This is a genomic window from Humitalea rosea (assembly GCF_003253705.1).
In the GTDB taxonomy this organism is placed as follows: Bacteria; Pseudomonadota; Alphaproteobacteria; order Acetobacterales; family Acetobacteraceae; genus Humitalea; species Humitalea rosea.
Genome location: NZ_QKYU01000016.1, coordinates 1 through 26671 on the forward strand (window position 1 = coordinate 1; position 26671 = coordinate 26671).

The 26671-nt window shown below is 69.4% G+C and carries 21 protein-coding genes, 1 tRNA gene and 1 pseudogene; 8 read left to right on the forward strand and 15 right to left on the reverse strand.

Features of this window, described 5'->3' with window-relative positions; genetic code table 11:
- Positions 1–144: 144 nt before the first annotated feature.
- Positions 145–1110, reverse strand: a complete 966-nt coding sequence (locus tag C8P66_RS14310) for a D-2-hydroxyacid dehydrogenase family protein (RefSeq protein WP_211314148.1) — start codon at positions 1108–1110, stop codon at positions 145–147.
- 2 nt (positions 1111–1112) lie between these two features.
- Positions 1113–1937 carry an aspartate/glutamate racemase family protein gene (locus C8P66_RS14315; RefSeq protein ID WP_146422868.1) on the reverse strand — a complete coding sequence of 275 codons (825 nt, stop codon included), beginning with the start codon at positions 1935–1937 and terminating at the stop codon, positions 1113–1115.
- A gap of 151 nt (positions 1938–2088) precedes the next feature.
- Here C8P66_RS14315 and C8P66_RS24390 point away from each other — a divergent pair.
- Positions 2089–2957 (forward strand): annotated as a pseudogene (locus C8P66_RS24390) (Bug family tripartite tricarboxylate transporter substrate binding protein).
- 18 nt (positions 2958–2975) lie between these two features.
- On the opposite strand, the gene C8P66_RS14330 reads toward C8P66_RS24390, so the two are convergent.
- The 12 genes from C8P66_RS14330 to C8P66_RS14385 all read right to left on the reverse strand — a co-directional run bounded on the left by C8P66_RS14330 (position 2976) and on the right by C8P66_RS14385 (position 16463).
- Positions 2976–4031, reverse strand: coding sequence for a LacI family DNA-binding transcriptional regulator (locus C8P66_RS14330; RefSeq protein ID WP_158537254.1), 1056 nt, complete (start codon positions 4029–4031; stop codon positions 2976–2978).
- A gap of 82 nt (positions 4032–4113) precedes the next feature.
- Positions 4114–5115 (reverse strand): Bug family tripartite tricarboxylate transporter substrate binding protein, encoded by a 1002-nt coding sequence (locus C8P66_RS14335; RefSeq protein WP_111398964.1) that lies wholly within the window; start codon positions 5113–5115, stop codon positions 4114–4116.
- 46 nt (positions 5116–5161) lie between these two features.
- Positions 5162–5971, reverse strand: coding sequence for an enoyl-CoA hydratase-related protein (locus tag C8P66_RS14340; RefSeq protein ID WP_111398965.1), 810 nt, complete (start codon positions 5969–5971; stop codon positions 5162–5164).
- The gene (locus C8P66_RS14345) at positions 5968–7131 is read right to left on the reverse strand and encodes a CaiB/BaiF CoA transferase family protein (protein WP_211314149.1); all 1164 of its coding nucleotides are present in this window, start codon (positions 7129–7131) and stop codon (positions 5968–5970) included. Before C8P66_RS14345 ends, C8P66_RS14340 begins: the two co-directional genes overlap by 4 nt.
- Entirely contained in the window at positions 7124–8851 is a 1728-nt protein-coding gene (locus tag C8P66_RS14350) for a hydantoinase B/oxoprolinase family protein (protein WP_111398967.1), read from the reverse strand. The genes C8P66_RS14345 and C8P66_RS14350 overlap by 8 nt, the downstream gene beginning before the upstream one ends.
- Before the next feature lie 10 nt (positions 8852–8861).
- Positions 8862–10904, reverse strand: coding sequence for a hydantoinase/oxoprolinase family protein (locus tag C8P66_RS14355; RefSeq protein WP_111398968.1), 2043 nt, complete (start codon positions 10902–10904; stop codon positions 8862–8864).
- A gap of 112 nt (positions 10905–11016) precedes the next feature.
- Entirely contained in the window at positions 11017–11862 is an 846-nt protein-coding gene (locus tag C8P66_RS14360; RefSeq protein WP_111398969.1) for a universal stress protein, read from the reverse strand.
- Between the two features lie 95 nt (positions 11863–11957).
- Entirely contained in the window at positions 11958–12383 is a 426-nt protein-coding gene (locus C8P66_RS14365; protein WP_111398970.1) for a CBS domain-containing protein, read from the reverse strand.
- A 108-nt stretch (positions 12384–12491) separates the two neighbouring features.
- Positions 12492–13118 (reverse strand): nuclear transport factor 2 family protein, encoded by a 627-nt coding sequence (locus C8P66_RS14370; RefSeq protein WP_111398971.1) that lies wholly within the window; start codon positions 13116–13118, stop codon positions 12492–12494.
- Positions 13119–13188: 70 nt separating this feature from the next.
- Positions 13189–15333, reverse strand: a complete 2145-nt coding sequence (locus C8P66_RS14375; RefSeq protein ID WP_211314150.1) for a putative bifunctional diguanylate cyclase/phosphodiesterase — start codon at positions 15331–15333, stop codon at positions 13189–13191.
- A gap of 20 nt (positions 15334–15353) precedes the next feature.
- Positions 15354–16172, reverse strand: a complete 819-nt coding sequence (locus tag C8P66_RS14380) for a substrate-binding domain-containing protein (protein WP_111398973.1) — start codon at positions 16170–16172, stop codon at positions 15354–15356.
- Positions 16173–16388: 216 nt separating this feature from the next.
- A tRNA-Thr gene (locus tag C8P66_RS14385) sits at positions 16389–16463 on the reverse strand.
- Positions 16464–16674: 211 nt separating this feature from the next.
- Between C8P66_RS14385 and pehA the strand changes: the two genes are divergently transcribed.
- Genes pehA through C8P66_RS14420 form a run of 7 tightly spaced genes read left to right on the forward strand, consistent with a single transcriptional unit; the run spans position 16675 to position 25194 of the window.
- Positions 16675–18210: a phosphoric/sulfuric ester hydrolase PehA gene (pehA, locus tag C8P66_RS14390; protein WP_111398974.1), complete on the forward strand. Its 1536-nt coding sequence runs from the start codon at positions 16675–16677 to the stop codon at positions 18208–18210.
- Entirely contained in the window at positions 18207–19841 is a 1635-nt protein-coding gene (locus C8P66_RS14395; RefSeq protein ID WP_111398975.1) for an ABC transporter substrate-binding protein, read from the forward strand. Before pehA ends, C8P66_RS14395 begins: the two co-directional genes overlap by 4 nt.
- 1 nt (position 19842) lies before the next feature.
- A complete protein-coding gene (locus C8P66_RS14400) occupies positions 19843–21420 on the forward strand; it encodes an ABC transporter substrate-binding protein (RefSeq protein WP_111398976.1) in 1578 nt (525 codons plus the stop codon).
- 1 nt (position 21421) lies between these two features.
- On the forward strand, positions 21422–22405 hold the full coding sequence (locus tag C8P66_RS14405; RefSeq protein ID WP_111398977.1) for an ABC transporter ATP-binding protein: 984 nt from the start codon (positions 21422–21424) through the stop codon (positions 22403–22405).
- Entirely contained in the window at positions 22402–23388 is a 987-nt protein-coding gene (locus C8P66_RS14410; RefSeq protein WP_111398978.1) for an ABC transporter ATP-binding protein, read from the forward strand. Before C8P66_RS14405 ends, C8P66_RS14410 begins: the two co-directional genes overlap by 4 nt.
- Positions 23388–24323, forward strand: a complete 936-nt coding sequence (locus tag C8P66_RS14415; protein WP_211314151.1) for an ABC transporter permease — start codon at positions 23388–23390, stop codon at positions 24321–24323. Before C8P66_RS14410 ends, C8P66_RS14415 begins: the two co-directional genes overlap by 1 nt.
- Before the next feature lies 1 nt (position 24324).
- Entirely contained in the window at positions 24325–25194 is an 870-nt protein-coding gene (locus C8P66_RS14420) for an ABC transporter permease (RefSeq protein ID WP_111398979.1), read from the forward strand.
- A 36-nt stretch (positions 25195–25230) separates the two neighbouring features.
- On the opposite strand, the gene C8P66_RS14425 is transcribed toward C8P66_RS14420, so the two are convergent.
- Entirely contained in the window at positions 25231–26631 is a 1401-nt protein-coding gene (locus C8P66_RS14425) for an alkaline phosphatase family protein (protein WP_111398980.1), read from the reverse strand.
- Positions 26632–26671 lie beyond the last annotated feature (40 nt).

Sequence of the window (26671 nt, forward strand, 5' to 3'; positions counted from 1 at the left end):
AAACACCTGCTGCGCAAGGCCGCCGCGCGCACCAGCGACGCCGTCTGCGCTACCATCGGCACTCTCCTCGACACCTACACACCCGCGGAATGCACCAACTATTTCACCCATTCAGGATACAATCGAACCTAAACGCATCCCGCTCTATCGCGTGAGCACGGCGGGGTTGACCACATCGATCGGACGCCCCGCGGCAAAAGCCTTGATCTGGTCAGTCGCGTTGGTCAGCAGCGGGCCATACATCTCGCGCACCGAATAGCCGAGATGCGGCGTGCACAGCGCATTGGCCATGCCGATCAACGGGTCCGCCGCGCCCAGCACCGGCTCGTCGTCGAAGACATCGACGGCGGCGCGCCCGGGCCTGCCGGCAGCCAAGGCGGCGGCGAGCACCCCCGGCGCGATCAACCCCGCGCGCCCCGTGTTCACCAGCAGCGCATCCGGCTTCATCCGCGCCAGATCCACCGCCGACACGATGCCACGCGTCTCATCATTGAGTGCCAGATGCAGGCTGAGCACATCGGCGGTGGCGAAGAGCGCGTCGCGATCCTCCGCGACGGCGAAGCCGGCCTCGCGGGCCCGCTGGTTCGCGCTCTCCCGCCCCCAGCAAACCACCCGCATGCCAAAGGCCTTGCCGATGCTGGCGACCAGGCTGCCGATCGCGCCGAAGCCATAGACGCCAAGCGTCTTGCCCGAGATCGTCGTGCCGATCGAGTCGAGCCACAGCCCATCGCGCAGGCGCTGCGCCTCGCGCGGGATATCCCGCAGCGCGGCCAGGATCAGCCCCCAGGTCAGCTCGGCGGTGGCGCTGGACTGCCCGGTGCCGCGCGCGGAGACCACGATCCCATGCTCGGTGCAGGCGTCGAGATCGATATGCCCGGTGTTGCGCCCGGTCTGGCTGACCAGCCGCAGCTTCGGCAGGCGCTCGATCACCGCGCGCGGCAGGCGGGAGCGCTGCTGGATCAGCAGCACCGCCTCCGCATCGGCCAATCGCTCCACCATTCTATCGGCCGTCCTGGCCGTGTCGCGGAAGATGGTGACCGCATGCCCCGTGAGCGAGGAGAGGCCGATCACCTGGCGCAGCGCATCGGCGTAATCGTCGAGCACCACCACCTTCACGACGAGCGGCCCTCGGTGAGGCGTCGGAACAGCTCGGGGTCGGGCGGGGCGTAGCGGCCGCGGCGGGTGACGCCGAGCCCGCTGCTGGCCCGCAGCTCGGCCAGCATGCAGGCATAGCTCCAGGTGACACCGAAGACATCCATGACCGGGGCGTCGCGGAAGCGGAAGATGCCGCGGTCCGTGAGCAGGGCGGCGATGATCCCCTCGGCCGGGATCAGCACATCGGCGCCCATCGCGAGCGCGCGTTCGGCGGCGCGCTCGAAACCCGTCAGCATCGGCTCCGGCGTCTCGAAGGAGGCATGCAACGCCTTGCCCTCCAGCGGCGGGTCGAGCGCGAGCACCGCCGCGACGCGCGACCCCAGACCATGCTGCGGCAGCGTCTTCTCGATCATGCCCTTCACATCGCCCGAGGTGGTGACGAAGCCAAGCTTGGTGCCGAGCGAACATCCGACCAGGAGCGTCGTCTCGAAGATCGACACCACGGGGATGTCCACCACGGCGCGGATCTCGGCCAGGAAAGGCTCGCTGAAGGAGCCGATGATGAAGGCGTCATACCCCTCGCGCTCGGCGGTGATCGCCTGGTCGATGATGCGATCCAGGATGCGGTGATAGATGAAGGCATTCCCGAGGGAGACCGAAACCGCCTTCCCGCCATAGGTGCCGGGCGGCAGGCCGAAGGTCTCGACCACCGCGCGCTCGCCAAGGGCCCGCTCGCCCAGGCGGACCAGGGCCGCGCTATAGGCATTTCCGCGATTCAGCTCCGTTACCGCGATGATGCGCGGTGGGTGGCACGCGCCGATCCGGCATGTGGCGCTGCTCACCCCGGGATCCGTCGAAAGAAGCCGTAAAAGGCTCTGCATCGGGGAGGAACCGAAGATGCGAAAACTCCTAGGCATGATGGCAGCACTTCTCTTTGGCGCGATGGGGGCCGCGCAGGCGGCGTCGGATTACCCGTCCCGGCCGGTCTCGATCATGGTCCCCTATACCGCCGGTGGCCCTTCGGACATCGCGGTCCGGATCCTGGCGGAAGAACTCCAGAAAGTCTGGAACCAGCGTGTGCTGATCGACAACCGGCCGGGCGGCGGCACCATCATCGGCACCGCCGCGGTCGCCCGGGCCGCCCCGGATGGCTATACCCTGGCCTTCGCCGGCGGCTCCTTCGTGGTCAATGCCGCGACCCGCACGAACCTGCCCTACGACACGCTGAACGACTTCCGCGGGATCACGGTCTTCGCCGATGCCCCGCTCGATATCGTCTCAGCCCGGGCTTCGCGGCGAGCACGCTGCCCGAGGTGATCGCCCTGGCGCGGACGCGGGAGCTCACCTTCGCCACGGCCGGGCCGGGCAGCGTCGCGCACATGTCGGGCGAGTTGTTGGCGCGGGAAACCGGCATCCGGCTGGAGCATGTGCCCTATCCCGGCGATGCCGCGGCCTTTCCCGATGTCGTCTCGGGCCGCGTCAACTTTCGCGTGGGAAGCTGGTCGGACGACCGGCAGCATGTGCAATCGGGCGCGCTGAAGCTGCTGGCGGTGTTCTATCCGCACCGCCTTCCCGACTTCCCCAATACCCCGACGGTGACGGAGAGCGTGCCCTCGATGGGCAACTACCCGGCCGGGGTGTTCAACTCCATCGTCGTGCCGGCGCGGGTGCCGGAGGAGCTGGTTGCGCAGATTTCCGATGGGCTGCGCCGGGCCCTTGCCTCCGACGGCTTCAAGCAGCGCATCAGCGCCCTTGGCCTGTATCCGCGGTACACGACCGTGGAGGAGACCGCGGTGTTCCTGCGCAACCAGGTGACCACCTGGTCGGAGATCGCGCGCAGCGCCGGCATCCTGATCCAATAGGCGGCAACGTCGCGCCCGTCAGCCCTCGGGCGGGCGGGCGCAGGAGGCGCGGGGCAGCATCGTCGTCCGCGCCTGGAACCGCCGCGGCGGCAGGTCGGGGGTGCCGACCCGGTCCAGCAGGAAGCGCGCGGCGGCAGCACCCAGCTCACCATGGTCCCAACGCACCACCGCGATCGGCGGCGAGTGGAACTCGGCCAATTCGCTGTCCGCCCCCGCCGCGATCGACAGGTCGCGCGGGATCGACAGCCCGAGCTGGCGCACCGCGCGCAGCACACCCGGCAGCAGCGCCGTGCCGGCCGCGAAGATCGCCGTCGGGCGATCGGGCCCGGACAGAAGCTCCAGCGCGGATTCGAAGCCATATTCGGTGGCAAAGCTGCCCAGGCGCAGCAACCCCGGCAGCACCGGCACGCCCTGCGCCTCATGCGCCTCCGAGTAGCCGCGCAGCCGCTCCCGGGTCGGGCTCAGCGACGGCTCACCGGAGATGAAGGCGATCCGCCGATGACCCAGGCTCAGCAGATGCGCGATCGCCTCCTGCGAGCCCGAGGCATGATCCACCGTCACCGCATCGAGATTGGCGGGTGCCGCGCGATCCAGCAGCGTGATCGGCACGCGGCAGCGATTCAGCAGCCCCAGCAGATGCGGGCTGCGTTCGGAGGAGGTGGCGATCACCAGCCCATCCACCCGCCGCAGCTCGAAGCTGCGCAGCAGATCCCGTTCCCGCGCGAAGGTGTGGTAGGAGGAGGCGACGAACAGCGCATGGCCGCGCGCATCGAGTTCACGCTGCATGGCATCGGCGAAGCGCGCCAGCACCGGGACGGTCAGGTCGCGGACGACGCAGGCGAAGGAGCGCGTGGCGCCGCCACGCAGGCTGCGGGCGGAGGCATCGGGCGTGAAGCCGAGCTGCCGCACGGCCTTTTCCACGCGACCGCGCAGCTCCACCCCGACATTGGCGCTGTCATTGATGACGCGGGAGACGGTGCCGATGGACACCTCGGCAAGCCGCGCGACATCGCGGATCGTCGGTACGCCATTTGGCGTCTCGCCCTTGCGGCCGGCCGGCGGCCGAAGCGTCATGCCGATGCATCCCGTGCTGTTCGCATGCGGGCGAGACTGTCCCAGATCTCGCCCGCGCGCATCCCCCCATGGGCGGGGGCGGTCAGCTCTCGATGGTGATATGCGCCTCCCGGACCACCTGGCCCCAGCGCGCGGATTCCTGCCGCAGGAATTCCGCGAAGCGCGTGGGGCCGTAGGCGAGCTTGGTGAAGCCGTTGGTCCGCAGCACATTCCCGAACTCGGGGGTGGCCAGCACCTCCTGCACGGCGGCGTTCAGGGCCTCGGCCATGGCAGGCGTGGTGCCCGGGGCGGCGAGCAGCCCGATCCAGGCGTCGGCGACCATGGGCAGGCCGGCCTCGGCCATCGTCGGCACATCCGGCACCATGGCAAAGCGCTCGGCGCTGGCGACCGCGAGCATGCGCAGCCGTGCCCGTTGCGGGTTGGCGACGGCGACCGGCACCATCATCACATCGACCTGGTCGGCGGTGATGGCCAGGACCGCGGGGCCGGCGCCCTGGTAGGGGACGTGGACCATGGTGGTGCCGGAGGCGAGGCAGAACATCTCCCCGGCCGCATGCGAGGCGCTGGCGACGCCGTAGGAGGCATAGGTCAGCGGCTGCGGCGTGTTCTTGGCGAGTTCCACGAGTTGGCTGACCGATGTCACCGGCAGGCCGGGCCGGGTCACCAGGGCGAAGACCACGCTGGCCACACCCGTCACCGGCACGAATTCGGCGACATTGTAGGGCAGGCGCGGGTTCGCGGCCGGCAGCACGGTATGGGTATCGGCGGTGGCCAGCAGCACGGCATGGCCATCCGGCGGCGAGGCCAGCAGGCCCATGGTGGCCACGACGCCGCTGCCGCCGGGCCGGTTCTCGATGACCAGCGACTGGCCGAGCTTGGCGCCGAGATTCTGCGAGATCAGCCGCGCCAGCATGTCGGTGGCGCCACCGGGCGGATAGGGCACCAGCACGCGCACGGGCCGGTTGGGACGCCAGGCGCCCTGCGCCACGGCCGGGCTCGCCAGCCCGGGGAGGGCCGCGATGGTTGCCGCCCCGAGCAGCGCACGGCGGCTCGGCGAGGTGATGGTGCCTTTATGATCGGTCATGTTTTTTTCCTCCCTTTTCCTTGGTCCACAGCCTGCCCGGTGCGGGTCAGGCGCCCTTGAAACGCGGCGGCCGCTTCTCGTTGTAGGCGGCGATGCCCTCACGCCGGTCGTCGGTCGGGATCAGCTGGTAGTAGGCTTCGATCTCGAACAGCATGCCGGTGCGCAGATCCGTCTGCAGACCGTTGTCCACCGACTTCTTCGCCTGGCGCACGGAGATCGGCGCGTTGGCGCAGATACGGGCGGCGGTGGCGAGCACCTCCTCCAGCACGCGGCCGGGCTCGCACAGCCGGTTCACGATGCCCCAGGCCAGCGCCTGTTCGGCGGTGAAGGGCTCGCCGGTGAAGATGGCTTCCTTGGCGCGGCGGGCGCCGATCGCGCGCGGCAGATGCTGCGTGCCGCCGCCGCCGGGCATGATGCCGCGGGTCACCTCGGTCAGCGCGAAACGGGCGGTGTTCACGGCGTAGCAGAAGTCGCAGGACATCGCGATTTCGAGCCCGCCCGCGAAGGCCGCGCCATTGATCGCCCCGATCAGCGGCGCCGGGCAGGCGAGCAGCGCGCGCATCATCCGCTCGAACATGTAGTGCTGGCGCGAGAAGTCGGCATCGCTCATGCCGTCGCGCTCCTTCAGGTCGGCGCCGGCGCAGAAGACGCGCTCGCCCGCCCCGGTCAGCACGACGCAGCGATAGGCGTCGGGCACGACCTCCAGCGCGTTGAAGACGGCGATGATCTCCTCGCCCATCGTGCTGCTCATCGCATTGGCGCGTTCGGGGCGGTTCAGCGTGACCAGAAGCACGCCCTCGCTGGGCTCGGCAATGGCGAGCGTCTGGAAGGGCCGGTCGAGTTCGGCGAGCCTCATGGCGCGTCCTCCTTGATGGGTGCGGTGGCAAGCATGTGCTGGTGTTCGCCGAGGCGCGGCGCGCGGCCGGCCAGCGGCGGCCGGTGCCCGTCGAAGGACACCGGCAGGGCCACCGTCCGCACCCCATCCTCCGGCGTGGCGGCGAGCATGCCGAGCGCCTGGGTCTGCGGATGCGCCAAAGCGGCGTCCAGGGTCAGGACCGGGCCGCAGGGCACCCCGGCGGCGGCGAGGGCCGCACTCAGCTCCTGCGTGGTGCGCAGCCGCACCGCCTCGGCCAGCAGGACGATGAGGGTAGTGCGATTGGCGACGCGGCCGCCATTGGTCGCGAAGCGCGGATCGGTCGCGAGCCCCGGCAAGCCGAGTGCGGCACAGAGCCGCGCGAACAGCAGGTCGTTTCCCGCCGCGATCATGATCGGCCCATCGGCGCAATCGAAGGCCTGGTGCGGCACGATATTGCCGACGCCGGAGCCGAGGCGCTCCGGCAGCAAGCCGCTCGCGAGATAGTCGGAGGCCGGCACGGTGAGCCAGGCCAGCGCGGTTTCGTAGAGCGACACATCGACGATGCCGCCGCGCCCGGTGTCCTTGCGGCGCAGCAGGGCGGCGAGGATGCCGAGTGCTGCCCAGATGCCGGTGCCGATGTCGTTGATCGCGACCGGCACGCGGCTCGCCGGCTCGCCCGGATGGCCGAGCATGCTCATCAGCCCGCTCGCCGCCTGGATCAGCGGATCATAGCCCGGGTCGTTGCGCTGCGGGCCGCGGTGGCCGAAGGCGCCGATGTTGCAATAGACCAGGGACGGCTTGGCCTCGGTCAGCGCCGGGCCACCCAGCCCGACGGCGTCCAGCGTGCCGACGCGCAGGTTCTGCAACACCACATCGGCGCGGTCGAGGATGAGCGCGCGCAGGGCCGCGGCCGTGCCGGGATCGCGCAGATCGGCGCGCAGGCTGCGCTTGCCGCGATTGACGGCGTGGAACAGCACCGCCGCCCCGGCCGCGAAGGGCGGGCCCCAGTCGCGGGCATGGTCGCCCTTGCCCGCGTTCTCGACCTTCAGCACCGTGGCGCCGAGGTCGGCCAGCACCATGCCGGCGAAGGGACCGGCCAGGCTATGGCCGATCTCCACCACGAACATGCCGGCCAGGGGCAGGGGGGCTGGGTCAGCCAAGACCGGCCTCCCGCAGCAGCGCCTCGGCCTCGGCCGAGGGAACGCCAAGACCGGCCACGGTCACATAGCCATCGCGCAGATCATCCAGGATGCGTTCGCGCTTGCGCAGCGCGGGGTCGCCATAGCCGCCGCTGCCGGCGGGCTGCAACAAAACCTGGTCGCCAGCATGCACGATCTCATGCCCGGACTTGGCGGGCACCCGGACGGTGCTGCCGTCAGCGCGCCGGATCTCGCACCGAAACGTGCTGCCGGCCTCGCCACCGAACTGGCCGAGCGGGGGATGGATGCCGCGTTCGCCGCAGACGGTGAAGGTCGCCTCGTCATACTCGACGCGATAGACGCGGCGGGAGGTGAGGCCGCCACGGAACTCGCCCGCGCCGCCGGTATCGGGGACCAACGACCATTCCTCGACGGTCAACGGCGAGGTCTGCTCGATCAATTCGACCGCGGTGCTGCCGGCATTGCCGACATAGACGCGGATGCCGTTGACGCCATCCTTGTCCGGCCGCGCGCCCATGCCGCCGGCATGCGGATCGATCATGCCGACGAAGGGGCGGCCGGTGCGGCGCACGCGCTCCGCATCCGGATCGGGGCCACCGAAGACGCCGGAGAAGGCGCCGCAATTGCTCTGCCCGACCACGCGCCTCGGCACCGCCGGGGCCAGCGCCCGCAGCAGCAGGTCGATCAGCCGCGGCGAGGTTTCGGTGTTGCCCGCGACCACGGAGGCCGGGAAGGAGCAATTCACCAGGCTGCCCTTGGGCGCATCGATCGAGACCGGACGGTAGCAGCCCTGGTTGATCGGGATGGAGACATCCGTGATCGCCTTCACCGTGAACCAGGTGCTGTTGCAGGTCACGGAGAAGGGGCAGTTGATGCCACCGCGCGTCTGCGGGCCGGTGCCGGCGTAGTCGAAGTGGATGGAATCGCCGGACTTCGTGATCTTCACCTTGATCGGGATCTCGGCGGTCGGCCAGCCGGCCGGGCCGGCGACGGGCTCGACCTTATCCTCGGCTTCGTAGACGCCATCGGGGATCTGGCGGATCGCTTCCCGCATCAGCCGCTCGGAATGATCCAGCGCGCGGGCCATGGCATCGCGCAGCGCATCGACGCCATGCTTGCGCGCCATCGCCGCGATTCGCCGGTCACCCACGAAGCAGCCCGCGTATTGCGCCTGGATATCCAGCAGCCGCACCGAGGGATCGCGCGTGTTCTGCACGATCAGGGTCATCACATCCTCGACCGGCTTGTCATCGCGGTAGAGCAGGACAGGCGGGATGCGCACGCCTTCCGCAAAAATGTCCCAGGTCATGGCGGTGTAGGAGCCGGGGGCCTGGCCGCCGATGTCGGTCCAATGCCCGCGTGTCATGACGAAGGCGATGATCTGGCCATCGACGAAGACGGGGCGGGTGAACTGCACATCCGGCTGGTGGTTGCCGCCGCCGAGGTAGGCGTCGTTGCTGACGATCACATCGCCCGGCCGCAGCCGGTCACGGCCGATCGCCTCGACCGAGGCCTTGGTGGAGATCACCGCCGAGCCCAGCATGGTCGGGATGTCATTGCCCTGCGCGACAAGCTGCATCTCGGCATCGAACACCGCCGCCGAGGCGTCGCCGCCCGAATGCACGATGGGGCTGCCGGCCGTCCGCATCATCGCGATCTTCATTTCGCGGGCGCAGGCGTAGAGTCCGTTGCGGAGGATCTCGTAGGTCACGATGTCCACGGGTGCGTCCTCACAATTCGATCGACAGGTTCAGCGCGGAATCGACGCGGGCGGTGTCGCGGGCGCCGAGCACGACACAGCTGCTCTGCTCCTCGATCACGGCCGGGCCGGCGAGCACCATCCCCGGCGGCAGGTCGGCCCGGCGATAGACCGGCAGGTCGTGGAAGGCGCCATCGGCATAGACCGCGCGCTGGCGCCAGGGCTCCGGCTTGGCGACCGTGGCCCCCATCAGCATCTCGCCCCGCCAGCCGGTGGGCGCGCGGCCCTCCACGCGCAGGTTGTTGACGATGACGGGCTGGTCGGCTTTGTCGAAGTTCCACAAGCGGCGATGCGCCGTCTCGAAGGCGTCTCGGACGGCGGCAAAACCGCCTTCCGGCAGGTCGAAGGAGATCGCGTCGGGCTGGCCCGCGTAGCGGCAGTCCAGGCGGCGCATCACCTGCGTCGTGCAGTCGGTGGCGCCACCAGCGCGCAGCGCCTCCCGCACCTGGCCTTCGAGCGTGCGAAAGCCATCCTCCAGCGCGTCGCCATCCAGGGTGGAGAGTTCGCGTTCCAGCGCCGCCTGGCGATCCACCTGGCGATCCGCGAGCACCATTCCCAGCGCGCTGAACAGCCCCGGCGCGGGCGGGATGACGACGCGGCGCATTTCCAGCTCCCGCGCCAGGTCGATCGCATGCACCGGCCCGGCGCCGCCGTAGCAAAGGTAGGTGAACTCCCGCGGATCATGGCCGCGTTCCACCGTCATCAGCCGCATCGCCTGCGCCATCAGCGCATTGGCGACGGAGCGCACGGTGAGGGCTGCTTCCTCGATCGAAAGCCCGAGCGGCACGGCAAGATGTTCGCGGATCGCCTCCCGCGCCGCCGCGAGGTCGAGCCGGAAACTGCCCTCCAGGAAGGTCGCGGGATCGAGGTAGCCGAGGATCAGGTTGCAGTCGGTCACCGTCGGCTTTGTGCCGCCGCGGCCATAGCACGCGGGGCCGGGATCGGCACCCGCGCTTTGCGGGCCGATGCGGACACCGCCGCCGGCGTCGATCCAGGCGATGGAGCCACCCCCGGCACCGATGGAATCGATGTCGATGGTCGGCGCCCGCAGCGTGTAGCTGTGCAGCAGGCTGGAGGTGCGCAGCTCCGGCCGCCCGCCCCGCACCAGCGAGACATCGAAGGTGGTGCCGCCCATGTCGCCGAGGATCGCATCCGGCATGCCGCTGCGCTCGCACAGCCGCAGCGCCGCGCTGACCCCGCCGGCCGGGCCGGATTCGGCCAGCAGCACCGGCCGCGCCGCGACCAGATCGGCATGGGCGAGCCCGCCGTTGGAGGTCATGAACAGCAGCTCGCCGCCAAAGCCGACCTCGGCCAGCCGCCCGCCGAGGGTGCGGATGTAATGCGCGCAGACCGGCCCGAGCATGGCGTTCATCACCGTGCTGCTGGTGCGCTCATATTCCCCCATCTCGGGGTTGATGTCGCAGGAGGCGGTGACGAAGCAACTCGGCAGCCGCTCGGCCAGCAGGGCGGCCGCGGCGCGCTCATGCGCGGGGTTCAGGAAGGAGTGCAGGAAGCACACCGCCACGGCCTTCACGCCGCTGACGGCGATCGCCTTGGCGACCTGCTCCAGCTCCCCGATATCGAGGGGGACCGTGACGTTGCCGCGATGGTCCAGCCGTTCCGTGACCTCGAAGCGATGCCGCCGGGCCACCAGCGGGCGCGGATTGTCGAACATCAGGTCATAGAGGTCGGCCCGGTCGTGCCGGGCGATGCGGCGCAGCTCCAGCACGTCGCGGAAGCCGCGCGTGGTGACCAGCGCCGTGGGCGCGCCGGTGCCCTCGACGATCATATTGGTCGCCATGGTGGAGCCATGCCCGACGAAGCCGATGCGCTCGGCGGGAACGCCGGAGACCTCGATGATGCGCCGGAATCCCGCGACCGCGCCGATCACGCGATCGGCCGGGGTCGTCGGCACCTTGACGGTGTGGACGCGGCCGTTTTCCTCGATCAGCACGACATCGGTGAAGGTGCCACCTACGTCGATGCCAACACGCACCGTTGCGCTTGGGGACATGTGTTTCCTCTGGCTCTGTGCCTTTGGAAACGATGAAACGTTTTCACGGGCACGTCAACCACAGGCACGTCAACCACGGGCCGCCGCGGGGACCGTGGCCCCCGCGGCCTGCTCAGTGGGACATGAGAACCGGCGCCGTCATCTGGCCGAGCAGGGTCCGTGTCGCCCCGCCGAGGACGAATTCGCGCAGCCGCGAATGACCGTAGCCGCCCATGACGATCAGGTCGGCATCCATGTCGGCCGCCTCGTTCAGCAGGGTCTCGCCGGTCGAGATCTCACCGCGGATGACATGGCGCACGGTGACCTTCAGCCCATGCCGGGCAAGGTGCTGGGCGATATCGGCGCCGGGCTCCCCCCGGTTCTCCTCGGCATGGGGGTCGGGGTCGATGACCAACACCGTCACCGCCTCGGCGCCGGCCAGCAAAGGCAGCGCGTCATGCACCGCGCGCGCGGCTTCGCGGCTGGCGTTCCAGGCGATCAAAGCGCGGCGGACCGGGCCTTCGTACCGCCCGGCGTAGGGCACCATCAGCACCGGCCGGCCGCTGTCGAACAGCGCCGCCTCGACCGTAGCCGGGCCGGTCAGCCCGGAGCCCGAGGGATCGGGCTGGCCGACGATCACCAGATCCGCATAGCGGGCGTTGGTGGCCACGATCCAGGGGGTCAGCCCGTCCTGTTGCCGCCATTCCCCGCGCAGGGCCTCGCGCCGCAGGCATTCGCGGAACAGGGTTTCGGCGCTCGCGGCCTCGGCCGCGGCACTTTCCTGCATTCGGGTCATCATCTCCGCCATCGCGGTGCTCGCACCCGCCTCGCCCCCGGCGAAGACGGGGATCTGCACGTCGATGACGAAGAGACCGATCAGATGCGCGTCCAATCGGCGGGCCAGGCCTGCCGCCAGCTCAAGGCGCCGCGGGGAGGCCGGTGTGGAATCGAGGTGAACGAGGATGTCCTTGATCGGCATTGGTCTTCTCCCGCGAGGCTGCGTTGGTGGCGGACCCTAGGGCGATCCGCCATCCCCGCCTTGATCCGTATCAAGACCGCATGGGGCAGGGCGCGTCACAGCCGCTCCCACAGATAGGTGTCATTCTCCAGCCGCGCCTCCTCGGTCGCCTGGAAATCGCCGCGCGAGACCACGCCGAGCAGGCGGTCGCCCTCGACCACGGGCATGTGGCGGAAGCCGGCATCGCGCATGACGCGCAGCGCCTCGACCGCCCGCGCCTGCGGACCCATGGTGTCGGGGTGCTCGGTCATCACCTCCGCCAGCGTCGTCTTGGCCGCGTCGCGGCCCTCGGCGGCGATCCGGCAGACCGCATCCCGGCCGGTGAAGATGCCGAGCAGATGGCCCTGAACATCCGTGACCAGCACGGCGCCGATCCGTTGGGCCCGCATCTCGCGGCAGGCGTCCTGAACGGTGGTGTCGGGGCGCATCGTCACCGGCGCGCGCCGGACGATGACCTCTTCCATATGCCGATTCGTTTCCATGTCTTACGCCCTCCCACTTTACGCGGCCAAGCATCGAAGCGGTGGAGTCTGCCACGAAGCCGGGGGCAAGGTATTTGATCCGGCGCAAGCGGGTTCAAGTGGGGCTGGCTACTCCTCCCAGCCATGCGGCGCGCCGGCCAGCCAGCGGCCCCCGGCGGCGTAGAGCGCCTGGACCCGATCGCCCTTCAGCCCGGGCATGTCGGTCTTCACCGCATAGCCGATCCCGGTCTGGAGGTAGGCGAGGTGCCGGTACCCCTCCGGGAAGCGCCGCAGCAGCGCGGGGTCGAGTGCCAGCCGCGCCGCGGGATCGACCGGGTCCATGCGGTCCTTCTCATAGATAGGCTGGCGCAGCACGATGCCCCAGCGGGGGCCGTCCGGCGCGTCGCGTTCCTCGATGAAATCGTGGAAGCGCCCGGTGCAGACGACATCGACGAGCACGCCATGCACCTCAGCGCGCTGGCTGATCGTCATCTTGGTCTGCGCGATGGCGCGCCGTCCGGCGAGATCGACCGAACACCCGCCCAGGAAATGCAGGATCGAGACCCCCTTCGCCCATCCCGCCTTGGAGGCTTCGATGAATTCCGCGGCCGGCGCCTGGCACCAGGTCGCCATCATGCGCCCATCGTCATGCCAGCAGGTGGCGAAGCGCTCCCAGTCGCCGGCATCCCGCCACACGGCCCAGTTCTGCACGAGTTCGGCCACTTGCAGGCGGCGCATGAGGAGGGCGTCGGACATTGGGAGCTCCCGATCTGGCGGCCGGTTTGCGGTGATCGAACGCACGGGGATGGAGCGGCATTGAGCCGCTTCAGGCCTCGGCCGTGCTGGCCCCCTGGGCATAGCGGGCGATCATCTCCGCCACATCCTGCACCGGCTGCGGCCTGCTGAACAAATAGCCCTGCAACTCGTCGCAGCCCTCGAGCTTGAGGATCCTGAGCTGTTCCGCGGTCTCCACGCCCTCGGCCAGCACATCCATGCCGAGCGCCTTGCCGAGCCCGATGACCGCGCGGACGATGGCGATGCTGCCGGTGTCCTGCGCCAGCGCATGGACGAAGGACCGGTCGATCTTGATCTTGTCGAAGGGGAAGCGGCGCAGATAGCTCAGCGAGGAATAGCCGGTCCCGAAATCATCCATGGAGATACGCACCCCCATGGCATGCAGGCGGTGCAGGCTGGACAAAGTGGTTTCATTGTCCTGCAGCAGCACGGATTCGGTGATCTCCAGCTCCAGCCGTTCGGCCGGCAGGCCGGAGGCCGCAAGCGCCAGCTCCACGTCCCGCACCGGATCGCCGTCCATGAATTGCAGGGGCGAGAGGTTGACCGCGATCTTGATGTGGCTGGGCCATTTGGCGGCGTCGGCGCAGGCCTTGCGCAGCACCCAGGCGCCAATCGATTTGATCAGGCCGATCTCCTCGGCCAAAGGGATGAATTCCCCCGGCTGCACCAGGCCGCGCCGCGGATGCCGCCAGCGGACCAGCGCCTCGAACCCGACCAGGGCCTGGGGCTCGGCCGCCAGCAAAGGCTGGTAGTGGAGTTCGAACTGCTCCTCGATGAGGGCGCGGCGCAGCTCCGCCTCGAACTGCCGGCGCTTCAGGATTTCGGCATCCATGCCGGGCTCGAAGAAGCGCCAGGTGCCCCGACCCTCGGCCTTGGCGCGGTAGAGGGCGATATCGGCATTCCGCAACAGCTCATCGGCCGTGGCCTGCGTCTCGCTCCTCGGCATCACGCCGATGCTGGCGCCGATGGCGACGACCTGGCCCTGGATTTGGAAGGGGGCCTGGAGCGCGCCCACGAGCCGGGCGGCCAGCGCCTCCAGCTCGGCGGGTTGCTCCAGCTCCGTGATGACGGCGAATTCGTCGCCGCCGAGCCGCGCCACGATATCCGCCTCCCGCGTCGCATCGCGCAGGCGGCGGGCGACCACGCGGAGCAACTCGTCCCCCGCGGCATGGCCGAGCGAATCATTGACGCCCTTGAACCCATCGAGATCGATGCAGAGCACCGCCATCCGGCTCGGGGCGCCGCCATGCGACAGCCGCCGCTCCATCTGCTCGCGGAACAGCGTCCGGTTCGGCAGGCCGGTCAGCGCGTCATGCCGCGTCATGTGCAACAGGCGCTCATGCGAACGCCTGCGCTCGGTGACGTCCTCATAGGTCGCGACCCAGCCGGCCTCCGCCATCGCCTGGTGGGAGACCTGGATCACCCGCCCGTCGATCAGCTCATGTGTGCCGCCTTCGAGGCCGTCCAACCGCGCGGAGCCGCCGAGCCCCCGCTCACGCAGCATCCCGATCGCCACGCTGCCCGACCGGGCGGCCTCGGGGTCGGGCGCGCCGAACATCTCGTCGAAGCGCCGGTTGTGCACGATCAGCCGGTTCTGCCCGTCGAACATGCACAGCCCCTGCGTCATGTTGTTCAGGGCCGCCTGGAACCGCGCGCTCTGGGTGGAAAGGGCGGACAGTGTCTTGTCCAGCGCCCGCAGCGGCAAAAGGAGCATCGCGAACCATTCGAGCAGGCCCAGCAGCAGGCCGAAAAGGGCGACATAGCCGGTTTCGATCAGCAGCGGCCGCAGGCTGGTGTCCGCGGCCAGCCAGGCGATGGTCTCGCCGCCGACCACGACGGGAACGCGCAGTTCATGGGTGGGGGACAGCAGCGCGCCCGATTCCTGGACGACCATGCGGCCGGCCGTGTCCTCGATCCGCATGCGCGGCTGCACGCCATGGTCCGGCGGGAATTCGATGAGCTCGAGCAGGCGCACATGCTGGTACTGCCACAGCTCCTCATGCGCGTAGATGTAGCGGGCGACGCGATCGGAGCTCAGCCTGGCCTTGAGCGCCGCGGTATGGCCGATGTCGATGGCGCCGACGGCAAAATACCCGGCCGGCAGCCCGACCGCGATGATGACGGCCAGGGCAAGGCCGGCACCGCGGATCAGGGTCCGGATTTGTAGCTGGCTCAAGGACAGGATCATGGCGGGGCTCAGTTGGCGCCGGGCAGGCACCCGGCCTCGTTCAGCAGACCAATGGCCTCGGGGCTCCGCATGAACCGCATGAAGGCCACAGCCGGCTCGCTCGGCACCTGGAAGTGCACGAGGTGCAGGTCCTTGGCGAAAGGATAGGCGCCGCTGCGCAGGGCTTCGGCGGTGGGGGTGACGCCATTGATCGGAATCAGCCGCAGGTCGCGGTGTTCCATCAACATCTGTGTCAGCGTGGCGCCGATCAGCGACCCCCCGAGGTCCAGCGCCATATCGGCATTGTCCTGGTCGGTCGCCGCGGTCGGCAGCTCCGGCCGTCGGCGCGCGGCATCCAGCGCCGCGTCCATGCCGGGCAAGAGCGCGATCATGACCTGATTGTCGCTTTCGGCCCGCGGGCGCAGCACCACCTTGATCCGCGACCCATCCGGCCAGTTCATCCGCGGCGACTGGAATGCCGCCACGATGGCCTCCGGCGTCATGCTCGGCGGCGCGGGGTGGGAGGTGGCAAAGACATAGGGCGTGCGAATGGCGCCGGCCATCCTCAGGCCGCGGGCCGTTTCGGCGGCGGAGAGCGGGCGGCCCGACAGGGCGATGTCCACCAGCCCATCCGCCGCGGCGCGGATGCCCCCGCTGCTGCCCAGGCTCGGGATAACCCGGACGCCGATTCCGGTCTTCGCCGTGAAGGCCACCGCGAGATAGGTCATCAGCGCCGTCGCCGCGCCGGTGCCGCCGATACGCAGGATGTCGGCCGCGGCGGCCCGGCGCGCCGGCGGCAGGAGGGAGAGGGTGGCGACGGTGAAAAGGAGGAAGCGGCGAGTGGACAGAGTCTATTCCTCCATTGCGGTTGGGGGGGGCGGTTGAGTTCCGCCAATCCCTCGGAACCGCGAGTGATTCCGATCTCGCGGCGGAACGCGCGGCGAGGCGCGGCCCTGCCTGGGGAAGGTAAACATTGCGTCTAGCGGAAATCTCGGGGGAGTCGACGCAATTCCGCGCGCGGTGGGGCCCCGTGCCGGGCGATCACACGGCGAAGTGCAGAGGAATGGTGCTGCCGGAGGGGATTGAACTCTCGACCTCTCCCTTACCAAGGGAGTGCTCTACCACTGAGCTACGGCAGCATCTTGGGCGCACTCCTAGCCTCGCCTCCCGGCGGTGGCAAGCCCGCCTTGTGGCCCGGGGCCGGATATCGACGACTGACCCCGCTTGTCGAGGCGCCGGGCCACATCCGCGCGCTCAGCGGCCCACCGTCACGGGATTGCAACCGGACCATCATCTGCCCGCCATCCCCAGGGTCTAACCCGCGCCCCGTCAGTTGCTTTGGGGGTTGGGATGCCGGGTCGGCGCAATGTGCTGCTTATTGTTGTGGATCAATGGCGGGCGGACTTCATGCCCGTGCTTGGGGCGGATTTTCTGCGGACCCCCAACCTGGACCGGCTGTGCCGGGAAGGGGTGACCTTTCGCAATCATGTGACGACGACCGTCCCCTGCGGCCCGGCGCGTGCCTCGCTGCTGACCGGCCTGTACCAGATGAACCACCGCGCGGTGCAGAACACCGTGCCGTTGGATGCGCGGCACATGGGCCTCGGCCGGGCGCTGCGGAACGCGGGCTATGACCCCGCGCTGATCGGCTACACCACCACCACCCCCGACCCGCGCACCACCGGCCCCAAGGACCCGCGCTTCACCACCCTCGGTGACCTGATGGACGGGTTTCGCAGCGTCGGCGCCTTCGATCCCAATATGGAAGGCTATTTCGGCTGGCTGGCGCACAAGGGCTTTCCCTTGCCCGCGCGCCGCGCCGATGTCTGGCTGCCGGAGGGCGAGGACGCCGTGCCCGGCGCCACCTCCCGCCCGTCCCGCCTGCCGGCCGAGCTGTCGGACAGCTCCTTCTTCACCGAGCGCGCGCTGACCTATCTGAAGGGCCGCGGCGACAAGCCCTGGTTCCTGCACCTCGGCTACTACCGCCCGCATCCGCCTTTCGTCGCCTCCGCGCCCTATCACACCATGTACCGGCCGGAGGATATGCCGCCGGTCGTGCGGGCCGCGAGCGTCGAGGCGGAATCCGAACAGCATCCGATGCTGGATTTCTACCTGCGCAGCATCCGCCAGGCCTCCTTCTTCGAGCGCGCCGGCGGCGCGGCCGCGGAGCTGGACGAGGCGGATATCGCGCAGATGCGCGCGACCTATTGCGGCATGATGACCGAGGTCGACGACTGCCTCGGCCGGGTGTTCGAGCATCTGGATGAGACCGGGCAGTGGGAGGACACGATGATCGTGTTCACCTCCGACCACGGCGAACAGCTTGGCGACCATCACCTGCTCGGCAAGCTCGGCTATTTCGATGAAAGCTTCCGCATTCCGCTGGTGGTCAAGGATCCCGACCGCCCGCAGGAAGCCGGCCGCATCGAAGCCGCCTTCACCGAAAGCGTCGATGTCATGCCGACCATCCTGGACTGGGTCGGCGGCACCATCCCCCGCGCCTGCGACGGCCGTTCGCTGCTGCCGCTGATCGAGGGCGGTGCGTCGCATCCCTGGCGCGATGTGATGCATTACGAGTTCGATTTCCGCGACATCTTCTACTCCAAGCCCGAGGGCGATCTCGGGCTTGCGATGGATGAATGCTCGCTCTGCGTCGTGCAGGACGCGAAGTGGAAATACGTGCACTTCGCGGCCTTGCCGTCGCTGCTCTTCGATCTGGAAGCCGACCCGCAGCAGTTCCGGAACCTGGCCGAAGATCCCGGCCACGCCTCGGTCGTCGCGACCTATGCCCAGAAGGCGTTGTCGCTGCGTCTTCGCCATGCCGACCGAACCCTGACGCACTTCCGTGCGACACCCCAAGGCCTTGAGGAGAGGACCACCCCATGATCACGTCCCGTCGTTCCACCTTGGTCGGCGCCGGTCTGGCCGGCGCCTCGCTGCTGCTGCCGCGCTTCGCCATCGGCCAGTCGGACACCCGCCGGTCGATCACCATCGCCGTGCAGAAGACCGCGAATTCCAACACGCTGGAGGTTCTGCGCGAACAGTCCAACGTCGGCGAACGCATCTTCTTCACCTCGCTCTGGGAAGGGCTGATCGGCCGCAACTGGCTCGGCGACCTCGGCAACACGCCGTCGCTGGCGGCCGAATGGCGCCGCCTCGACGACCGCACGGTGGAGCTGAAGCTCCGCCAGGGCGTGAAGTTCCACAATGGCGATGAGATGACCGCCGAGGACGTGGTCTTCACCTTCGGCCGCGAGCGCATGTTCGGCAACAGCGGCGATGCGCCGCAGGGCCGCACGCTGTTCACCACCGAGACGATGCCCGGCCGTGCCGGCAACACCCTGCCGCCGGAAGTCCCGGCCGTCGCCCTGCGCAACTGGCCGGCGCTGGAGCGGGTGGAAGCGGTGGACAAATACACCGTCCGCTTCATCAACAAGACACCCGACGTCACCATGGAAGGCCGCCTCGCCCGCTACGGCAGCGAGATCATCAGCCGCCGCGGTTTCACGGAAGCCGAGACCTGGCTCGACTGGGCGCGCAAGCCGATCCTGACCGGCCCCTACAAGGTCGCCGACTACCGGCCCGACCAGTCGCTGACCCTGGTCGCGCATGACGAGTATTGGGGCGGCCGCCCGCCGCTGAAGCAGATCCGCTTCGTCGAGGTCACCGAAGTCTCCGGCCGCATCAACGGGCTGCTGACCGGCGAATACGACTTCGCCTGCGACATCCCCCCCGACCAGATTCCCGCCATCGAAAGCAACCGCGCCTTCGAGGTCCTGGGCGGCACCATCCTGAACCACCGCCTCACCGTGTTCGACAAGACGCATCCGGTCCTGGCCAACCCGCTGGTCCGCCGCGCCTTCACCCATTCGATCGATCGCCAGGCGATCGTGGACAGCCTCTGGGCCGGCCGCACCATCGTGCCGAAGGGCCTACAGTGGCCGTATTATGGCGAGATGTACATCAACGACTGGGATGTGCCGAAGTTCGACCTGGCCGAGGCCCGCCGCCTGCTGCGCGAGGCGAACTACCGCGGCGAGCCGATCCCCTATCGCCTGCTGAACAACTACTACACCAACCAGACCTCGACGGCCCAGGTGCTGGTGGAGATGTGGCGCCAGGCCGGGCTGAACGTCGTCATCGAGATGAAGGAGAACTGGACGCAGATCTTCGACCGCAACAGCCAGCGCGGTGTGCGCGATTGGTCGAACAGCGCGCCCTTCAACGACCCCGTCTCCTCCATCGTCAACCAGCACGGCCCCAATGGCCAGCAGCAGCAGGTCGGCGAATGGACCAATGAGGAGATGAACCGCCTCTCGGTCGAGCTGGAGACCAGCATCGACCGTCCGCGCCGCAAGCAGGTGTTCCGCCGCATGCTGGAAATCTGCGAACGCGAAGACCCCGCCTATACGGTGCTGCACCAGAACGCGACCTTCACGGCCAAGCGCAAGGATGTGGCGTGGAAGGTGGCACCCGCCTTCGCCATGGACTTCCGTCCCGGCAACTGGGGCCGCTGAGATGGCGGCGCGCATCGGCCGCAGGACGACACTTGCCCTGCCGGCGGCGGCGATGCTCGCCGCCCCCGCCCTCGGGCAATCGGATCAGCGGCCGTCGGTGACGGTCGCGGTCCAGAAGATCAGCAACTCCAATCTGCTGGAGATGCTGCGCGAACAATCCAACGTCGGCACCCGCATCTTCTTCAACTATGCGGAACCGCTGATCGGCACCGACTGGACCGGCGACATGTCGATCCGGCCGGGGCTCGCGACCTCCTGGCGCCGCCCGTCCGAGAACGTGGTGGAGATGACGCTGCGGCAGGGTGTGCGCTTCCACAATGGCGATGAGATGACGGCCGAGGATGTGGCCTTCTCCTTCGGCCCCGATCGCATGTTCGGCGGCGGCAGCATGGCCGGGCACGAGCCGCCGCGCGATGCCATCGCCATCGCCCGCCGCAGCTTCCCCGGCTTCGAGCGCATGGAGATCGTTGACCGTCACACGGTCCGCTTCATCAACAAGGTGCCGGATGTGACGCTGGAGGGCCGGCTGTCGCGCACCACCGCCATCATCGGCTCCCAGCGCGGCTTCGCCGAGGCCGCATCCTGGACCGATTGGGCGCGCAAGCCGATCGGCACCGGCCCCTACCGCGTCGCCGAGTTCCGCCCCGACCAGGTGCTGGTGCTGGAGGCGCATGACGACTACTGGGGCGGCCGCCCGCCGATCAGGCGGCTGCGCTTCCTCGAAGTCCCCGAGGTCTCCGGCCGCATCAACATGCTGCTCTCGGGCGAGGCCGATTTCGCCTGCGATATCCCCCCCGACCAGATCGCGACCGTGGAGAGCAATGCGCGCTACGAGGTCGTCGGCGGGCCGATCCTCAACACCCGCGTCCTGACCTTCGACAAATCGCATCCGGTGCTGGCCAATCCGCTCGTCCGCCGCGCGATCACCCATAGCATCGACCGCCAGGCGATCGTCGATGCGCTGTTCTCCGGCAAGACGCGTGTGCCGCCCGGGCTGCAGTTCGAGTTCTTCGGCGAGACCTTCGCCGAAGGCTGGAGCGTGCCGAAGTTCGACCTGGCCGAGGCACGCCGCCTTCTGCGTGAGGCGAACTACAAGGGTGAGCCGATTCCCTATCGCCTGTTGAACAACTACTACACCAACCAGACGCCGACGGCGCAGGTGATGGTCGAGGGCTGGCGCGCGGTCGGGCTGAACATCCAGATCGAGATGCGCGAGAACTGGTCCCAGATCACCAGCCGCGAGACCCAGCGCGGCATCCGCGACTGGTCCCAGGGTGCGAGCTTCGGCGATCCGGTGGCGCAGACGCCGCCGAACTTCGGCCGCCAGGGCAGCGCCTGGATCAGCAATGAATGGCGCAACGAGGAATTCGGCGACCTGTCCGAACTGCTCGAAACCTCCACCGACCGCCCGGCGCGCAAGGCCGCCTGGCGCCGGATGCTGGAGATCGCCGAGCGCGAGGACCCGGCCTGGACCGTGCTGCACCAGAACACGAACTTCACCGCCAAGCGCCGGGACCTCGGCTGGAAGTCATCGCAGACCTTCGTGATGGATTTCCGCAATGACAACTGGGGAGTCTGAGATGCGCGACGTTCCTCTGGTTTCCGTGCGCGACCTGCGCGTCGGCTTCGATGGCCTGCCGGCGGTGCGCGGCATTTCGCTCGATGTCGGGATGGGCGAGGCGGTTGGCCTCGTCGGTGAATCCGGCTGCGGCAAGTCCGTCACCTGGCTCGCGGCCCTCGGGCTGCTGCCGAAAAGCGCGCAGGTCGCCGGCAGCGTGAAACTCGCCGGCGAGGAGATCCTCGGCGCGGCCCCGCATGTGCTCGACAGCGTGCGTGGCGGCCGCATCGCGATGATCTTCCAGGACCCGGCCAGCAGCCTGAACCCCGTGCATCGCGTCGGCGCGCAGGTGGTGGAATCGTTGCGCCTGCATCGCGGGATGCGCGGCGGGGCGGCCCGGGCCGAGGCCAAGCGGCTGTTCGACCTCGTCGGCATCCCCGATGCCGCGCGCCGCCTCGATGCCTATCCGCATGAGCTGTCCGGCGGGCAGAACCAGCGCGTGATGATCGCCATAGCCCTTGCCGGGCAGCCGGAACTGCTGGTGGCGGATGAGCCGACCACGGCGCTCGACGTCACCATCCAGGCGCAGATCCTGGAATTGCTCGGCGCGTTGCGGCGGGATCTGGGCATGGCGCTGGTGCTGATCAGCCATGATCTCGGCGTGGTCGCGGAAACCTGTGACCGGGTCTGCGTGATGTATGCCGGGCGCATCGTCGAGGAAGCGCCGGCGGATGCGTTGTTCCACGCGCCGTCGCACCCCTATGCACGCGGGTTGCTGGGCGCCTTGCCGCCGATCGACGGGCCGCGCCGGCCGCTGGCCGCGATCCCGGGCAGCGTGCCCGATCCCAATGCCATGCCGCCCGGCTGCGCCTTCGCGCCGCGCTGCGCGCATCATATCGCCGCCTGCGATTCCGCCGTGCCGGGCCTGCGTCCGATGGGTCTGGATCGCCGCGCCGCCTGTATCCGCGCCGAGGCCCCGGTGCGCGCCGCGCTGGTGCCGGCATGACGGCGCCTCTGCTCGAAGCAAAGGGGCTGGTGCGGCGCTATGTGATGCGCCGCGGCGTCTTTGGCCGCACCGTGCCGGTCGAGGCCGTGGCGGGCGTCTCGCTCGACCTGCGGGTCGGCGAAACCTTGGGCCTGGTCGGCGAATCCGGCTGCGGGAAATCGACGGCGGGGCGTCTCGTGCTCGGGCTGGAAACCCCGGATGAGGGCAGCGTGCGCTTCGACGGCGCGCCGATGCCGGAGCCCGGCACCGATGCCTGGCGCAAGCTGCGCGCGCGGATGCAACTCGTGTTCCAGGACCCGCTGGGCGCGCTCGACCGCCGCATCACGATCGGTGAGCAGATCGCCGAACCCCTCGTCATCCACGCGACCCCCGGCGACCACGCCGCGCGCGTCGCCGAACTGCTGACCTCGGTCGGGCTGCGGGAGGAACAGGCGAGCCGCTATCCGCATGAGCTTTCGGGCGGGCAGCGCCAGCGCGCGGTGCTGGCGCGGGCGCTGGCGACCGAGCCCGCGCTGATCGTGGCGGATGAGCCGATCAGCGCGCTCGACGTCTCGATCCAGGCGCAGGTGATGAACCTGCTGGCCGATATCCAGGCGCGGCGCGGCACCGCGCTGCTGTTCATCAGCCATGATCTGCGCGTGGTGCGCCAGGTCAGCCACCGGGTCGCGGTGATGTACCTCGGCAAGATCGTCGAGGAAGGCGATCCCGATGGCGTCTTGCAGGAACCGGCGCATCCCTATGCGCAGGCGCTGGTCTCCGCGATCCCCGCCCCGGGGCGGCAGGGCAAGCGCATCGTGCTGCAAGGCGATCCGCCGAGCCCGGCCGACCGCCCCACCGGCTGCGCCTTCCACCCCCGCTGCGCCGTCGCCGTGGCCATGTGCCGCGAGGTCAGCCCGGCGCTGAAGCCGCGCGCCTCCGACGGCCGCCTCGTCGCCTGCCATCTGGTGCATGGCGATGCCGTCTCTCTCAAGGTTGCTGCCTGATGCTCCGCTTTCTTGGCTTTCGCCTGCTGCGGGCGATCGTGACCATCGTTCTGGTCGTCACCTTCGCCTTCGTGGTGCTGCGCCTGTCGGGCGATCCCGCGCTGCTGATCATGAGCGTGGATGCGCCCCCCGAGGCCATCGCCGCCTTCCGCGCCGCCTGGGGCCTCGATGATCCGCTGTGGGTCCAGTATATCCGCTACTTCAACGCGATCTTCCACGGCGATCTCGGCCGTTCGATGCGTGACGGGCGCGATGCCATCGTGCTGGTGACGGAGCGTATTCCCGCCACCCTGGCGCTGACCTTGCCGGCGCTGGCGATCAAGATCGGGATCGGCGTGCCGGCCGGCGTCTATGCAGCACTTCATCGCAATTCCCTGGCGGACCGGATGGTGATGGTGATGGCGGTGGCGGGGTTCACCATCCCCTCCTTCGTGCTGGGGCTGATCCTGGTGCTGGTCTTCGCCGTGCAACTCGGCTGGCTGCCCTCGGGCGGCCAAGAGTCCTGGCGCCATGCGATCCTGCCGGTCATCACCCTGGGCGTCGGCGGTGCGGCGGTGCTCGCGCGCTTCACCCGCAGCGCGATGCTGGAGGTGCTGGGCCAGCCTTTCATCCGCAGCGCCAGCGCCAAGGGCGTGCCCTGGGCCGCCGTCGTGCGCAATCATGCGCTGCCGAATGCGGCGATCCCGACGGTCACCATCATCGGCTTCATGGTCGGCAGCCTGATCGCCGGTGCCGTGGTGGTGGAGAGCGTCTTCTCCTGGCCTGGCGTTGGCCGGTTGCTGGTGGTCGCGGTGGCGAACCGCGATCTCGCGGTGGTGCAATGCATCCTGCTGCTGGTGGCGATGACCATGGTGATCGCCAATCTGATCGTCGATCTTCTGTATGGCGCGCTGGACCCGCGACTGCGCGCGACCCGTACGGCAGGGGCGCATTGAGATGAGCGACATGGTCCTTCCCGCCGCCACCACGCGCCCCCGGCGCCCGCTGGCCATCCCGGCGCTGGTGCTGTTCGGGATTGCCTGGCTGGTGCTGATGCTGCTCGTCGCCTTCTCGGCCGATCTGATCTCGCCCTTCCCCTATACCGCGCTCGACCTGCGCAACCGGCTGGCGGCGCCGATCGGCTTCGGCGGGCCCTGGCTGCATCCGCTCGGCACCGATGAACTCGGGCGCGACGTGCTCTCGCGGCTGATCGTGTCGATCCGGCTCAGCCTGCTGATCGCCTTTGGCGCCACCTTGATCGGGGCGTTTGTCGGCACCTCGCTCGGCTTCCTGGCGGCGCATTTCCGTGGCTGGGTCGAGCATCTGGTGCTGGCACTGGTGGATTTCTCCGCCAGCCTGCCGTTCCTGATCCTGGCGCTGTCGGTGCTCGCCTTCTTCGGCAATTCGCTGACGCTGTTCATCGTGTTGCTCGGCTTCCACGCCTGGGAGCGCTACGCCCGCATCGCGCGGGGGCTGGCGATCAGCGCCGGCGCCCAGGGCTATGCGGCGGCGGTGCGCCAGTTGGGCGCCTCGCCCTGGCGGATCTATGGGCGGCATGTGCTGCCGAACATCGCCTCGACCCTGATCGTGTCGATGACACTGGCCTTCCCGGAGATCATCCTGCTGGAAAGCGGGCTGTCCTTCCTCGGCCTGGGCGTGCAGCCGCCGGCGACCTCGCTCGGCAACATGGTGGGCTACGGGCGCGAGTATCTGACCCGCGCGCCCTGGATCCTGCTGGCACCGGCCTTCATCATCGTGCTGACGACCTTCTCGGTCAGCCTGATCGGCGATTGGCTGCGGGACCGCCTGGACCCGACGCTTCGGTAACGCGGGGGCGGGAGGGCGCTGCCCTCCCGCGTCACTTCAGACGGCGCGGCGCATCGCCGTCGGGTAGAGGCGCCCGTCCTGGGTCATCGTCTCCAGCACGAAGCCGCGGCCGCAGTCATGCAGCCCGCGATCCGGCGCCGCATCGGCGCTGGCCTCCAGCGCGCCCAGGCGCGGACGCCCGGCCATGCTGGGCGCGGTCAGCCCCAGCAGATGCAGCACGGTGGGCGCGATATCGGTCAGGTCCGCCGCCTGGCGCACCACCACCGCCTGGCGGATCGGCCCGCCCTGCATCACCAGCACCGTCGCCAGCTCCGCCCGGTGCAGCCCGCCATGCATGCCGCCGCCGACCGGCACATCCGGCCCGTCGAAGCCGCCGGTGCCGGCGTAGCCATGGGCATCCGGCCCCTCGGTGCCGGCGAAGGTCATCATGATATCGGCCGAGCGGGCATGGGCCGAGCCCAGCAGCGCCAGCGGCTCGGCGCCCGGGAAGGGTTCTCGCGCGAATAGCGCGCCGCACCAGGGCTGCGCCCCGAGCCAGGCCGCGACCTGGCCCACATCCCCTGGATTGCGGAACCACAGCCCGGGTGCCGCGCCGGGGGCGACGGCGATATCGCCGTCCTCAAACGTCTCGGCGGCGGGGAAGCCCGCCTCCCGCAGCGCCGCGGCGACCGACAGCTTGGTGGTCCCGGTGACATGGCCGTGGTCGGACAGCACCATGACCACGATATCGGCGGCGTCCGGCTGCGCATCGCGCCAGTCCAGCACCCGGCCGACGGTGCGATCGGCGCAGGCCAGCGCCTCCAGCGTCTCGGGGCTGGAGAGGGTGCGATAGTGAAAACTCACATCCGGCTCCGAGCACCAGAGCAGCGCCACATCCGGGCGCATCTCGTCCAGCACCACATCGGTCAGCACCTGGGCCGCGAAATCGCAGCGCGGGATGTTGGGCACGCCGGCCGGGGGCGTCTCGCCCAGGCGGGCGCGGACCAGAGCGGCGGCCTCGCCGGCCGTGTCCTCGACATTCCAGCGGAAGGCGCCGAGCGGCCCCGCCATCGGGTGCAGCGCCACCGCCGCCCCCGGTGTGCCAGCCGAGACCAGCGCGAAGCTGCGGCCATTCGCCGCCAGGATCTCGCCCAGCGAGGGCCGTTGCAGCGGCGAGCCGCCGGGCGGGGCCAGCAGCGCGATATCGGCCAGATGCTTGGTGCGGATCAGCTTGGGCGAGATCTCCGGGGCATAGAAGGTATTGGCCACCATCCCATGCTCGCCCGGCCGGCAGCCGGTGCTGAAGGAGGGGGTGGCGCAGCGTGTCTCCGAGGGGAAGACGCTGCGGCTATCGGCGAAGCGTGCCCCTTCGGCCGCCAGCCGCGACAGGCGCGGCATGGTCTGGGGTTGCACGAGGTCGGGGCGGAGCCCGTCGAGGGCGATGAGGATGAGTCGCATCCCTTCCCCTTGCGGCAGCGCAAGGCGCCCCGCCAGTGGG